General features: G+C 61.6%; 11 protein-coding genes. 4 read left to right on the forward strand and 7 right to left on the reverse strand.

Features of this window, described 5'->3' with window-relative positions:
- On the forward strand, positions 1-975 hold the full coding sequence (locus ACP15S_RS10850; RefSeq protein ID WP_425039589.1) for an ABC transporter permease: 975 nt from the start codon (positions 1-3) through the stop codon (positions 973-975).
- A gap of 112 nt (positions 976-1,087) precedes the next feature.
- Here ACP15S_RS10850 and glyS read toward each other — a convergent pair whose 3' ends face one another.
- Genes glyS through ACP15S_RS10865 form a run of 3 tightly spaced genes read right to left on the reverse strand, consistent with a single transcriptional unit; the run spans position 1,088 to position 4,798 of the window.
- A complete protein-coding gene (glyS, locus tag ACP15S_RS10855; protein ID WP_425039590.1) occupies positions 1,088-3,316 on the reverse strand; it encodes a glycine--tRNA ligase subunit beta in 2,229 nt (742 codons plus the stop codon).
- Complete coding sequence (locus ACP15S_RS10860; RefSeq protein ID WP_425039591.1) at positions 3,316-3,843, reverse strand: DUF6446 family protein; 528 nt, start codon at positions 3,841-3,843, stop codon at positions 3,316-3,318. The genes glyS and ACP15S_RS10860 overlap by 1 nt, the downstream gene beginning before the upstream one ends.
- A gap of 10 nt (positions 3,844-3,853) precedes the next feature.
- Entirely contained in the window at positions 3,854-4,798 is a 945-nt protein-coding gene (locus ACP15S_RS10865; protein ID WP_425039592.1) for a glycine--tRNA ligase subunit alpha, read from the reverse strand.
- A gap of 215 nt (positions 4,799-5,013) precedes the next feature.
- Between ACP15S_RS10865 and ACP15S_RS10870 the strand changes: the two genes are divergently transcribed.
- Genes ACP15S_RS10870 through ACP15S_RS10880 form a run of 3 tightly spaced genes read left to right on the forward strand, consistent with a single transcriptional unit; the run spans position 5,014 to position 8,688 of the window.
- The gene (locus ACP15S_RS10870; protein ID WP_425039593.1) at positions 5,014-6,768 is read left to right on the forward strand and encodes a trypsin-like peptidase domain-containing protein; all 1,755 of its coding nucleotides are present in this window, start codon (positions 5,014-5,016) and stop codon (positions 6,766-6,768) included.
- Between the two features lie 5 nt (positions 6,769-6,773).
- Entirely contained in the window at positions 6,774-7,955 is a 1,182-nt protein-coding gene (locus ACP15S_RS10875) for an NAD(P)/FAD-dependent oxidoreductase (RefSeq protein WP_425039594.1), read from the forward strand.
- Between the two features lie 31 nt (positions 7,956-7,986).
- Positions 7,987-8,688, forward strand: coding sequence for a hypothetical protein (locus ACP15S_RS10880; RefSeq protein WP_425039595.1), 702 nt, complete (start codon positions 7,987-7,989; stop codon positions 8,686-8,688).
- On the opposite strand, the gene ACP15S_RS10885 is transcribed toward ACP15S_RS10880, so the two are convergent.
- From ACP15S_RS10885 to mraY, 4 genes are all read right to left on the reverse strand, one after another.
- Positions 8,667-9,182, reverse strand: coding sequence for a GNAT family N-acetyltransferase (locus tag ACP15S_RS10885; protein ID WP_425039596.1), 516 nt, complete (start codon positions 9,180-9,182; stop codon positions 8,667-8,669). The genes ACP15S_RS10880 and ACP15S_RS10885 overlap by 22 nt on opposite strands.
- 10 nt (positions 9,183-9,192) lie before the next feature.
- On the reverse strand, positions 9,193-10,596 hold the full coding sequence (gene murD / locus ACP15S_RS10890; RefSeq protein ID WP_425039597.1) for a UDP-N-acetylmuramoyl-L-alanine--D-glutamate ligase: 1,404 nt from the start codon (positions 10,594-10,596) through the stop codon (positions 9,193-9,195).
- Positions 10,597-10,718: 122 nt separating this feature from the next.
- Positions 10,719-11,948, reverse strand: coding sequence for a Coenzyme F420 hydrogenase/dehydrogenase, beta subunit C-terminal domain (locus ACP15S_RS10895; protein WP_425039598.1), 1,230 nt, complete (start codon positions 11,946-11,948; stop codon positions 10,719-10,721).
- A gap of 171 nt (positions 11,949-12,119) precedes the next feature.
- Entirely contained in the window at positions 12,120-13,202 is a 1,083-nt protein-coding gene (gene mraY, locus ACP15S_RS10900) for a phospho-N-acetylmuramoyl-pentapeptide-transferase (RefSeq protein ID WP_425039599.1), read from the reverse strand.

Genomic DNA, 13,202 nt, shown 5'->3' on the forward strand with positions numbered 1-13,202 from the left:
ATGAGTGATCAAAGCCCCGACACACCCATCGCCGCACTCTCGGACCCGACGCCGGACAAACCGCCGCGCAGCCAATGGCTCGACGTATGGGACCAGTTCCGAAAACACAAAGGGGCAATGATCGGGGCCTTCCTGTTGGCCTTCATCACGCTGGGCGTTTTGATTGGCCCTTGGGTCTGGACGGTCGACCCCCAAAAACTCGACATCCGCGCCAAGGACATGCGCCCGATCTACGTGGGCCTGTGGGACAGCAGCGCCAAAATCGGCTGGCACAGGCCTTTGGGCACGGACAACCTTGGCCGCGATATTCTCGCCAATATCATCGCCGGAGGCCGCGCCTCGATGGCCGTGGGCTGGGCCGCCATGGTCCTCAGTCTGGTGTTGGGGACCTTTATCGGTGTGACCGCAGGCTATTTCAAACGGCTCGACGGCGTCTTGATGCGCCTGACGGATCTCTTCCTGTCCCTGCCGCTTCTGCCTCTGCTGCTTGTGGCCGTGACGCTGTTTCGTCAGCCGCTGGTCTCACGATTTGGCCCCGAGGGCGGCATGTTCATCCTGATCGTGACGATCATCGGGATCACGTCCTGGATGCAGACCGCGCGGATCGTGCGTGGCGAAGTGCTGGCGCTCAAGGAACGCGAGTTCATCCTAGCTGCCCGCTCCATCGGGACAACCAATGGCGCGATCATCCGGCGCCACCTTCTGCCTAACGTGATCTCGCCCATCATGGTTTCGGCCACGTTGGGTCTGGCCACTGCGATCATTACAGAAAGCGCGCTCTCCTTCCTCGGTGTGGGCTTCCCGTCCGACTTCCCGACCTGGGGCAAGCTCTTGGCCGATGCCGTGCCGCGCATGGAAAGCTTCCCCGAACGCGTACTGTTGCCCGGCATCATGATCTCGCTGACGGTGCTGTCGGTGAACTATATGGGCGACGGCCTGCGCGACGCGCTCGACCCGCGCATTCGCGGGCGGTAACACAACCAAGCCTTTTTAGAGCAAATCAGCGCCGTTCCGAGGGACGGCGCAAACGCGCCGTCCCGTGGGGGCGGAACGGCGCGGCGCAACGCGAGGCGTTGCGCAGGTTACTCTACCCTTCGACCTTTGTCAGATCCGCAACCTGCGCACAGGCAGCCCGGATGCGTGACAACAGGTTCAGGCGGTTGCGCCGCACGACCTCATTGTCAGCATTGACCTGCACCGCCTCGAAGAACGCATCCACAGCCGGGCGCATGGCCGCCATGGCCCCCATCGCGCGCGCGAAATCCTGCGCGGCAACCGCCGTGGCAATCGCAGGCTCCGCCGCGTCCAGCGCGTCAAAAAGCGCGGTCTCGCTCGGGTCTTCCACGTATTTGCGATCTGCGCCGTAGGAATACTCAACCCCGTCTTTCTCTTCCGCCTGGGAGAGAATATTATTGGCCCGCTTGAACCCCTGCACGAGGTTCTCGCCATCCTCCGTCGAAAGCACCTCCTGCAACGCCTGCGCCCGCGCCACGAGCAGCGCCAGATCGTCATTGCCCTCCATCGCGATACAGGCGTCGATCACATCGTGACGGATGCCTTGGTCGCGCAGGTAGACCTTGAGGCGGTCGTGGATGAAGGAGAGCAAACTTTCAGCCTTGTTGCTCAGATCATCAAGAATTTCTTTGGTTATACTATCGATGTCACCAAAACGTGCTTCTAACCAATCAGCTACGAGTTTAGGAATTAGCTCTTCTTCGCCAGCTTTATCCAATGCGTTCAATGCCTCGGATCTTCTCTCACCCATACCAGCAGCTTTAGCCATCAAAGTTATACCGTATAGATTCACTTTGAAGTGTGGTTTGAAACGGTAACTAAGCTCATTCTCCAACACCAACCGAATAATCCCTAAAGCCGCGCGACGCAGCGCAAAGGGATCTTTCGACCCGGTGGGCTTCTCATCAATCGCCCAGAACCCGGTCAGCTTGTCGATTTTCTCAGCCAAAGCCACGGCCACGGAAACGGGCGCTGTGGGCACATCGTCGGACGGACCCAAGGGCGCGTAGTGCTCCTCAGCGGCGAGTGCAACTTCAGGGGCCTTGCCCGCTTTCTCGATGTAGTACCGCCCCATGATGCCTTGCAGCTCGGGGAACTCATAAACCATCTCGGAGGCCAGATCGGCCTTGGCCAGTCGCGCGGCTTCTTCCGCCTGATCGGGGTCCGCGCCGACAACCGGCGCCAGCTCACGCGCCAGCGCAGCGATGCGGTCAATCTGATCGGCAACGGTGCCAAGTTTGTTGTGGAAGGTGACTTTCGCGAGGCTGTCGAGCCAATCGCCCATGCCCGCCTGCGCCACACGCAGATCGTTCTCCCAGAAAAACACGCCATCGGCCAGACGCGCGGCCAGAACCTTTTGGTTGCCCGCAAGGATCGTCGCGCCCTGATCCGCCGTTTCGCGGTTGGCGACGGTCACGAAGCGCTCAATCCGGCCTGTCTTGGGATTGCGTACGGAAAAGAATTTCTGATGCTCCTTCATCGAGCTTTGCAGCACCTCGGGCGGCAGATCGAGGAATTGCGCGCCGATCTCGCCCATCAGCACGACGGGCCATTCGACGAGGCCCGAGACCTCCGCCAAGAGCCCCTTGTCCTCGACCACCTCAAGACCGGCTGCGAAGGCCATATTCGTTGCATCATGCCAGATCGCATCAGCCCGCTCGGCAGGGTCCAGCACCACATAGGCGCGTTTGAGCTTGGTGGTATAATCGTCAAAACCCGTAACTGCGAAGGCGTCCGGCGCCATGAACCGATGCCCGCGCGTGGTGTTGCCAGCGGTGATTCCATCGACCTCCAGCGGCACAACCTGCGCGCCCTCTTCATCGCTGAGGATGCAGAGGATACTGTGCAAAGGACGCACCCAGCGCAAGCTGCCCGCGCCCCAGCGCATGGATTTGGGCCAAGGAAAATTGCGGATCGTGTGCTCTAAAAGTTCGGCCACGATCTCCGCTGCGGGCCTGCCCGCCTTCTCGATGGTCGCGAAGTAGAAGGTGCCCTTCTTTTCCTCACGCTCCTCCAGCGCCTCCCGCGCGACCCCTGCCCCACGGCAGAAGCCCTCGATGGCCTTGTCCGGCGCGCCGACCTTCGGGCCACGGCGCTCTTCGCGCACAGTCGGGCTCTCAGGCGTCAGCCCTTCGACCGTCAGCGTCAGGCGGCGCGGCGTGGCAAAGCCTTGGGCGGAGGCATAGGTCAGACCCGCCTCGACCATGCCATCGGTCATGAGCTTCTTGAGATCGGCGGCCGCACGGGCCTGCATCCGGGCGGGGATTTCTTCGGAGAAGAGTTCAATCAGAAGATCAGGCATTATTGGAAATCCTCAAGCGGCGGGCAATCCTCGCCCACGACGGTCCCGTCATAGGCTTTCTCGCCGCAATTGTTCAATTCGTGCCAGACATAGCCTCGGCCATCATCTGTGAGCGCCACCACGCGGTCGACACCGTAACGGACATTCTTGCCCGCCAAAAAGACCTGCGCCGTGCCGGCATCGAGCTCGGCCGCAATGGCCTCGGCGTCAAAGCATTCAAACCACCCCGGCGCGACGCGCGGCACGGGACGTTCGAACGGGGTATAGCTTTTGCGTGCCGCGTCGGGGGTCAGCGTCGTGGTGAAACAAGCGCGATAGCGGATGGGCGAGCTGTCACTGTCGATGGCCGTGAAATCCGCGTAGGCGATTGGCTCCGCGCTGCCACCATCCAAAGGCAGCAGCACAACGTCATCGGTCCCGTTGGGCACGATCTCTTCGTAGAAAGCATAAACCTGCAGATAGTACATCGCGCCGCCTGCGATGAGGGCGACAAGCACGATGGCCCCGCCCATGAGTTTACCCATCATAGCGCGCGCCTCACGATGCTGTCTCGGGGGCGGTCTCTTCGGTCCAGCCTCCGGCTTCGGTTTGCACAAAGGCATCGGCGCAGGCCTTGGCTAGATTGCGCACGCGCCCGATGTAAGCCTGCCGCTCGGTGACGGAGATCACGCCGCGCGCGTCCAGCAGGTTGAACAGATGGCTGGCTTTGATGCATTGATCATAGGCGGGCAGCGCCATGACGATGCGGCGCCCTGTCTTGGGATCAACTGCATCCTGCGCGAGGATTGCCGCGCATTCGGCCTCGGCATCCTCAAAATGCTTGAGCAGCATCTCGGTATTGGCCACATCGAAATTCCAGCGGGCATATTGCGCCTCGGCCTCGCGGAAGACATCGCCATAGGTCATCGGGATCGGGCAATCGGGATCGTTTAACGGCATCTCATTGCCGTCATCCTGACCCAGGATATACATCGCCAACCGCTCCAGCCCGTAGGTCAGCTCGCCGGAGACGGGATGGCAATCATGTCCGCCCACTTGCTGGAAATAGGTAAACTGGCTGACTTCCATACCATCGCACCAGACCTCCCAGCCCAAACCCCAGGCGCCCAGCGTCGGGCTCTCCCAGTCATCCTCCACAAAGCGAATGTCATGCAGCGCCATGTCGATGCCAATGGCCTCAAGCGAGCCAAGGTAAAGCTCCTGCAGATCGGGCGGGCTCGGTTTGATGATGACCTGATACTGGTAATAATGCTGCCAGCGGTTCGGGCTGTCGCCATAGCGGCCATCGGTCGGGCGGCGCGAGGGCTGGACATAAGCCGCAGCCCAGGGCCGCGAGCCCAGCGAGCGCATGGTTGTTGCGGGGTGAAAGGTGCCCGCGCCCACTTCCATGTCATAGGGTTGCAGGACCGCGCAGCCCTTGGAGGCCCAATAGGCCTGCAAACGCAGGATGATTTCCTGAAACGAACGGGGCGTATCGGGCATGTCTCTCACACTCTCTGATCGCGGCTGGCAATTGCGCCTCTGTTAGGGTGTGGCGCGGGCAGGGTCAACGTCTGCGGGCGCACAGCACCGCATGCGGGCGCGCCGCTTTCACAAAACGGCCTCCGATCACGCGCTTTTTGCGTGCGCCCGCTCCTTGATTACGTCACAGTGTCGCGCAACAAACGGTTGCCCATACAAGAGAAGTTTTGATTACGATGATCCGGCTAACACTTTCCCTTGCCCTCGCCTTTTTCTTCTCCGCACGCGCGCTTTTCGCGCAGGAGAGCGTCTGGATTCAGGTGGAGGCGCAACCCAGTCTTGTTGATGCAGAAGAACGCGTGCGCGATTACGCCCAAAGCTTTGCGGACGTGAATGGCTTTTCGCTGGGAAGCGGATGGTATGCGATTGCGCTTGGTCCCTTCACGCGCCCCGATGCCCAAAGCCAGCTTCAGCGCCTGCGTGCCGAAGGCCGTATCCCGTCTGACAGCTTTATTGCTTTCGCCTCGTCCTTTCGCCAGCAATTCTGGCCTGTGGGCGCACAGCTTGAAGCCGCAACACCCGTGAGCCCTGCGTCCACCGAAACAAGTGACACCACGACCGCCTCTGATACCGCGGCACAGACACCCGCAGAGCCCGCGCCAGAGCCCGACGAGACGCCGCGCGAGGCCCGCGCATCCGAGGCGCAGCTCAACCGCTCCGAACGTGAAGCACTGCAAGTTGCCCTGCAATGGGCGGGCTTCTACACCGCCGCCATCGATGGTGCGTTCGGACGCGGGACGCGCGCCTCCATGGCCGCATGGCAAGAGGCCAATGGCTTCGAGGAAACCGGCGTCTTGACGACGCGCCAACGCGCGCTGCTCTTGCAGCAATACAACGCGGTTCTCGACGGGATGGACCTGCAAATAATCACAGATGCCACAACGGGCATCGAGATGCTGATCCCGCAAGGCGTCGTCCGCTTCGATGCCTATGAAGCGCCCTTCGCACGCTATGAACCTCAAGGCGCCCTGCCAGCGCGGGTCATGCAGATCTCACAACCGGGCAACCAGACCACGCTTTTTGGCCTCTACGACATCTTGCAAACGCTCGAAATCGTGCCGCTCGATGGCCCGCGCGAGCGGCGGCGGGACGGGTTCACCATCATCGGCGAGAATGCCAAGATCGTCTCACATACCGAGGTCACCCTGCGTGGCAATGAGATCAAGGGATTTATCCTGATCTGGCCTGCAAATGACGAAGAGCGCCGCACGCGCGTGTTGGCAGAAATGCAGGAGAGCTTCCGCCGCATCGATGGTGTTCTGCCCGCCGGCACGGGCGTCGATGAGGCGGCACAATCCGTGGATCTTGTCGCGGGCTTGCGGGTGCGCACGCCGATCCGGTCTAGGTCAGGCTTTTTCATTGACCGGACGGGCCGGGTTCTGACGACATCGGCCGCCGTGGATGGGTGTGGCTCCATAACGCTGGACGGCGAATACAAGGCACAGGTGGCAAGCGTTGATGCCAGCCTTGGCGTGGCTCTTCTGGCGCCCGAGGCCGATTTGTCGCCCATGGCGATTGCAGAGCTCGCCACCGCTGCCCCGCGATTGCAAGCGGAAGTGGCCGTGGCAGGGTACAGTTTCGAAGGCATCCTTGGGGCCCCCACGATGACTTTCGGGACGCTCGCAGATGTCAAAGGGCTGGGCGGTGAGACCTATCTGGATCGCCTCGCCATGAACGCGTTGCCCGGCGATGAAGGCGGCCCGGTGGTTGATAGCACAGGCGCTGTCGTGGGGCTGTTGCAACCGCGCGAGATGGCCGGGCGTCAGCTGCCCGATGACGTGGCGTTTGCCACCGACGCAGACGCCTTGCGCGCCGTCGTGAATGGCGCGGGCCTAGCACCGCGCGCTGCCTCCAGCGCGGGCACGATGGCCCCGGAAGATCTCACCCGTATGGCCACGGCCATGACTGTTCTGGTCAGCTGCTGGGAGTAGACGCCGTGCACCTCCGCACACTCATTCTCGGCGCAGGTGCGGCCGGGCTGCATTGTGCCGCCCATGCGGGCCCGGACACCCTCGTGATTGATCACGCGAAGAACCCGGCCGAGAAAGTCCGCATTTCCGGCGGCGGCCGGTGCAACTTCACCAATCTCGGTGTCGAGCCCAGCTGCTTTCTGAGCGAGAACCCGCATTTCGCGAAATCCGCGCTCAAACGCTACACGCAATGGGATTTCATCGATCTTGTCGATCGCTACAAGATCGCATGGCATGAGAAGACACTGGGCCAGCTGTTCTGCGACGAGAGCGCGAAACAAATCATCGCCATGCTGATGTCCGAGGTGCGCGCGGCAGGCAATGATGTCTGGCTACAAACAGCGCTTGTTGATCTGCACCACGATGGCAGTCACTTCGTGGCAACGCTGGAGCGCGAGGGCCAACGCCAGACCATCACAGCGGCGCAGCTGGTGGTTGCCACCGGCGGCAAATCGATCCCGAAAATGGGCGCCACGGGCCTCGCCTATGAAATTGCGGAGCAATTTGGCCATCGCCTGACTGAGACCCGTCCCGCCCTCGTGCCCTTCACCTTTCCGGACGGTCGCTTCAAGCCTCTCGCAGGTGTGGCGGCGCCCGCGCAGGTGCGCTGTGGCCCAACCTCGTTTGACGAAGCTGTCTTGTTCACGCATCGCGGCCTGTCAGGACCCGCGATCCTGCAAATCTCCTCTTACTGGAGCGAAGGCGCGGACATCGAGATCAACCTGTGCCCGACGGGCGATCTTGCACAAACGCTCAAGACGCAAAAGAAAACGTCTGGTCGCAAACAGATCACCACTGAATTGGCCCAGCATCTGCCCGCGCGGCTCATCCAGCATCTGGCTCAGGAGCTTTCGCTGGCCGGAAATCTCGCCGATCACTCCGATGCGCGCATCGATGAGATTGCCGCAAGCCTCAGCCAGTGGCGCCTGCGCCCGCAAGGCACGGAAGGCTACAGGACCGCAGAAGTCACACTGGGCGGCGTGGCCACCGATGCGCTGAGCTCCAAGACGATGGAAAGCCGCACGCAAGGCGGGCTCTTTTTCATTGGCGAAGCCGTCGATGTGACGGGATGGCTTGGCGGCTACAACTTTCAATGGGCCTGGTCCTCCGCCTATGCTGCTGCCACCGAGATCGCCACGCGGTATTGAAGCAGAGCCTGTGACACGATAGCTCCGCACCATGGCCTTTTCGCTCCCTCCAAGCCTGTCTCCCGCAAATCTGCCCCGCAGCATCGAGGCCCGTGTCCCTGCAAAGATCCTGCGCGACATGACCAATCGCCTACGCTTTGGGTCTGAGGCCCCGTTGAGCGATGAATGCCTCTACGTCGATCCGGCCGAGATCACGCGGCTCTACACGCCCGGCAAAGGCGCACCCAACTTCCGGCGCGGCGACAGCGGACGCGTCGTCCCGGGAGAATGGGATACGCATCTGAGCCGTGAGGGCGGGAGCATCAAGTTTCGCGCCTGTCTGGCGCATTTCCGCGATGGCGTGCCTTGGGAAGAGACGGGCCTTTGGGAGGAGATGCGCGCGCGGATCGCGCGGCACGGCAGCTATGACGGGCTCAAGACGATGCAGGATATCCACGCCAGATACGCCGCATTGGACAGGCTGGCCCAAGAGGCCCGGTCAACCGGGCGTCTCAAAAGCCGCGCCGAGCTGCCGAACGGGTATTTCCGGCGCGAACATGGCGGTATCTATGTCCACGTGACGCGCACGGGCGAAGTCGTCCGCGCGGGCGGTGGCCAACATCGCTTCGCCCTTGCCCGCGCTTTGGAGCTTCCCGAGATCCCGGTGCAACTGGGCGTGATCCACACCGGCGCGCTGGACATCGGCGCGCTGCGGGGCTTGCGGCGCTCGCGCTATGAGGCGGGGCGTGGATAACGGAAGAAACGCTCTTCGAGACCATCCGTCGTCTCGTCATGGTCAAACAGAAAACCTGTGCGCGCCAGAAGTGTGAGGCTGGGCGCATTGCGCAAATCGGCAATCCCCCAGATCACCTGTGCCGGGCTCTGCGCGAAGATCAGACCCCGCGCCAAGACCACAGCCTCATGTGCGATGCCCCGTCCTTGGGCGCCGCGCGACAGGGTGATGCCCAGTTCCGCCTCCTTGGTATCTTGCGACAGAAAGAGCCCCATATCCCCGAGCAGCGCATTGCTTTGACCATCCGCGATGGCAATCTGCGCCCAATGCCCCGGGCGCAACAAAGGCTCTGCTTTGGCGACATCTGCCAGAAAATGATGCGCTTGCGTCGCATCCATCGGTGGCCAGCTTTGGTATCGCGCCACCTCCGGATCGCTGCGGTAGGCGAGAAAAGCCTCAGCGTCGTCCACCGACATGCGCCGCAAGAGGCAGCGGGTTCCCCGCGCGAGTGTCATGCCACCTGCCTCACGCCTCAAGCCCCGCGCGCACACAGGCGATGAAATCCTCGCCGCGCAATTCGAAATTGTCGTATTGGTCAAAGCTTGCGGCCGCAGGCGCCAGCAAGACTGTATCGCCGGGCTCCGCCTCTGCCATGGCCTGTGCGACAGCCTTGGCCATGGTGGTGCAGACCTCCGCGTCTACCCCCTTGAGGTCCATGGCGAACCCCGCCGCCTCGCGCCCGATCACATACGCCTTGCGGACATGTCCGAGCCCGTCACCCAGTCCGCCCAAACCGCCTTCCTTGGCCAGCCCGCCGCAAATCCAGCGGATGTTCTGGAACGCCATCAATGCTTTGGCCGCACTGTCCACATTGGTGGCTTTGCTGTCGTTCACATAAGTGACGCCCCCGGCCTCCGCGATGCGTTGCGAGCGGTGTGGCAACCCGCCAAAGCTTTGAAACGCCGCTTCGATCTGGCGCGGCGCGAGGCCCAGACAGCGGCAGGCCGCATAGGCCGCGCAGGCATTTTGGTGGTTGTGCTGCCCGGGCAGTCCGGAGATGGCGCGCAGATCGATGCTGCCTGTTTGTTTGCCCTTGCGATATTCGCTGAGAAAGCCTTTGCGTGCAAAAACCTGCCAGCCCGGCCCTGTGAGCTTGCGGGTCACTGACAGGCGCAGCACGCGGTCGTCACCGGGCGCTTCGCTGAGCTGGTTGGCCAGAATCTGCCCTTCAGCTTCATCAACACCGATGATCGCACGATCGGGCCCCCCTTCCGCGAATAGCCGTCGTTTGGCCGCGAAATACCCGCCCATGCCGCCGTGGCGATCCAGATGATCTGGCGAGAGATTGGTGAACACGGCGATGTCAGGCGTGAGCGCGCGGGCGAGCTCGGTTTGATAGGAGGACAGCTCCAGCACGATGACGCCACCGTCACCCGGGGGATCAATATCCAGAACACCGCGGCCTATGTTGCCCGCCAGCTGGCTTTCGCGGCCGCTGTGCTCCAGCACATGTTGGATGAGCGTCGAGGTCGTGGATTTCCCATTGGAGCCCGTGACGGCAATCACGCGCGGCGGGCTTTCAAACTGGCTCCACTCAGGCGTGGCCAGTGAGCGGAAAAAGAGCCCGATATCATTGTCGACAGACACGCCCGCCGCCAGCGCCGATGCGATCACCGGGTTGGGCGCAGGATAGAGATGCGGAATGCCCGGCGAAGTAATCAGGCAGGTGATATTCTCCCAGACCGCTCCGCGAGACAGATCCCGGATCTCAAACCCGTCTTGCGCCGCCGCGTCGCGCGCTTGAGGGTTGTCATCCCAACAGATGGGTCTCGCTTTACCCGCGCGCAGCGCCCGTGCCGCCGTCAGCCCCGAGCGCCCCAACCCCAGCACGGCCACGCGTGCGTTCTCAAATCCCCGTACTGGTATCATCCGGCCCTCATTGCGCATCACCCTGCCCCGCTGGGGCTCTGCCCCAGACCCCGAGGTATTTGGAGACAAAAGAAGAGCAGCAGCCAAGAGCTACTCCCCAAGACCTAGAGGTGCAAGCAGGCTCAGTTGTCCTCGCGCACCTCATCCTTCCCGGGCGCAAGTCCATATCGCGCGGCAAGGCGCCAGATATGGTTGGGGATCATGTTTTTCATCTTTGCCGGATGGGCCCGACGCAGATGCAGGATGGACTCGATAGCCTTCATCTCAACGCGAGCACGCGCGAATTCCAAGCCACGCGGGCCTGTGCGCGGTTGCAGAAAGCTCACCAAAGGGCGCAGAACCTTTGGCAAGCGCCGCAACGGCATGCCGCCTGCCGCGCGTTCTGTGTTGGTCAGAAAGCCTTTGACAGCCGCCTCACGCTTGCCTTTATCCGTCAATGGCCGCGTCTTGAGATGTTCGCCAAGTGCGTCGAGCATGATCTGCCCCTGCGCATTACGCACGATGATCCATTGATCGCCATCTCCGCCCATATAACCCACGGTCACATCCGCCAAGCGGTTGGTGTAATCCACGCAGGTCTTGCAGGTCATCGGGAAAAAGTCCGATGGAAGATCTGAGATGGGCAAGGAAAGAAACGGGATTGTCCGAGGTTTGCGACCATCATCAAACCGCAACTCGACGCGGTAATCGGCGCGAAACTCCAGATAGGAGATTGTCTCGGGTTTCTTGTCGAGCAACTCGAGGAACTTGTGGAAATTCGGGGTTGTCGTGTTGTCCGAACACGGGGTGCCGATGATGTAGAGCGCCTCAAGGCCCAGCTCATGTTCCATCGCGCGCAGGGCATGGACCTGGCAGGGGATCCCCACGACCGCCAACCGCCGATAGCCTGCGTCAAGTGCGGGATGCAGCAGTGCGAGCAAGGGGCCAAACCCCATGCGCATGCCCCGACATTGGGCCATATCCTCCGCTTCAGTCACGATCACAGGGCGCGGTTTCCAGCGATCTTTCGGGTCCGGTGCAGTGGCCAGAACCGCATCGACAATGCCCGCGCGCAACAGCATCGCGGCGAGGCCAGTTGTCAGCCCGCTCCATTGCGCGCCTTCGGCCGCCGGCTCCAGACGCGCGCACAGCATGGAGCGCGAGACGCCAAAATACACCTCTTCTCCCTCGTCTTTCGCGCGGCGCCCGTGCACTTTGGTCTCGATTCCGGGGTAGTCAGGCTGGATAAACTGGCACACGCGCCCACAGGCTTTGCCATCGCCCAATCGGCTCACACCGCAATCCGTGCACAATCCCGGCCTCGGTCCACCCGTTAAAGGCGGCGCGAACAACCCCTGCGTTCTGTCCAACATGTCAACTTAATCCTATCGCAATATGTAAACTTTAGTTTACAGTGCGCAAAAAAGCAATGCGACAATTGTCGGACCTGCCATTCACAAAAGGCTCTAGCAGAGCCAGCGGCACGCGACGCTGACTTTTGGCAAAACCTGCGATGGATTTATGGCACGGGTGAGCAGACTGCCTCAGCGCACTTTGAGTGTCGCCAAGCCAATGATCGCGAGGATCAGCGAGATGATCCAGAAGCGGATGACGATCTGAGGCTCCGCCCAACCCTTCTTTTCAAAGTGATGGTGGATCGGCGCCATGAGGAATACGCGCTTGCCCGTGCGCTTGAAATACAGCACCTGGATAATGACGGAGAGCGCCTCAACTACAAACAAGCCACCGACGATCCCCAGAACGATCTCGTGTTTCGTGGCCACGGCAATCGCGCCCAAAGCGCCCCCGAGCGCAAGCGAGCCAGTGTCTCCCATAAACACCGCCGCGGGGGGCGCGTTGTACCACAAAAAGCCCAAGCCGCCGCCAAAAAGGCCTGCGGCAAAGATCAGGATCTCGCCTGTACCGGGCACGTAATGCACGTCGAGATATTCGGTAAAATCAACCCGGCCCACAGCATAGGCGATGACCCCTAAGGTCCCTGCGGCAATCATCACCGGCATAATCGCCAACCCATCCAGACCATCCGTGAGGTTCACCGCGTTGGCCGCGCCAACGATCACGAACATGGCAAAGGGGATGAACAAAAAGCCCATGTTTACAAGCGTGTCTTTCAAGACCGGCAGGGCCAGTTTGAATTGCAGCTCTTCAGGATGGTATTGCGCGGCCCAATAGGCCGCAACGCCCGCAATCAGAAAACCCAGCGCCAAGCGCACGCGCCCGGGCACGCCGCTGGTATTCTGTTTGGACACTTTTGCGTAATCATCGACAAAACCAATCAGGCCAAAGGAAAGCGTCACGAAAAGCACCATCCAGACGTAGGGATTGTCCCACCGGGCCCAAAGCAGCGTCGAGGTGACAAGCGCGCCCACGATCAGCAACCCGCCCATGGTCGGCGTGCCGGCCTTCACAAAGTGGCTTTCGGGGCCGTCATCGCGAATGGGCTGGCCCTTGCCTTGCCTGCGCCGCAACACATTGATGAGCGGACGACCGAAGAGAAAGCCGAAAATCAACGCCGTCATGAAGGCGCCACCGGCGCGGAATGTGATGTAGCGGAACAGGTTGAAGAAATCCCCACCGTCGGAAAGTGCCGTCAACCAATAGAGCAT

The organism is Primorskyibacter sp. S187A, assembly GCF_049800955.1.
Lineage (GTDB): Bacteria > Pseudomonadota > Alphaproteobacteria > Rhodobacterales > Rhodobacteraceae > JAKVBH01.

Excerpts from the sequence above, each read along its gene's own strand:
- ACP15S_RS10860 (WP_425039591.1), bottom strand. The coding sequence starts at position 3,843 with ATGATGGGTAAACTCATGGGCGGGGCCATCGTGCTTGTCGCCCTCATC.
- ACP15S_RS10895 (WP_425039598.1), bottom strand. The coding sequence starts at position 11,948 with ATGTTGGACAGAACGCAGGGGTTGTTCGCGCCGCCTTTAACGGGTGGA.
- ACP15S_RS10885 (WP_425039596.1), bottom strand. The coding sequence starts at position 9,182 with ATGACACTCGCGCGGGGAACCCGCTGCCTCTTGCGGCGCATGTCGGTG.
- ACP15S_RS10865 (WP_425039592.1), bottom strand. The coding sequence starts at position 4,798 with ATGCCCGATACGCCCCGTTCGTTTCAGGAAATCATCCTGCGTTTGCAG.
- ACP15S_RS10870 (WP_425039593.1), top strand. The coding sequence starts at position 5,014 with ATGATCCGGCTAACACTTTCCCTTGCCCTCGCCTTTTTCTTCTCCGCA.
- murD (WP_425039597.1), bottom strand. The coding sequence starts at position 10,596 with ATGATACCAGTACGGGGATTTGAGAACGCACGCGTGGCCGTGCTGGGG.
- ACP15S_RS10880 (WP_425039595.1), top strand. The coding sequence starts at position 7,987 with ATGGCCTTTTCGCTCCCTCCAAGCCTGTCTCCCGCAAATCTGCCCCGC.
- ACP15S_RS10850 (WP_425039589.1), top strand. The coding sequence starts at position 1 with ATGAGTGATCAAAGCCCCGACACACCCATCGCCGCACTCTCGGACCCG.
- mraY (WP_425039599.1), bottom strand. The coding sequence starts at position 13,202 with ATGCTCTATTGGTTGACGGCACTTTCCGACGGTGGGGATTTCTTCAAC.
- glyS (WP_425039590.1), bottom strand. The coding sequence starts at position 3,316 with ATGCCTGATCTTCTGATTGAACTCTTCTCCGAAGAAATCCCCGCCCGG.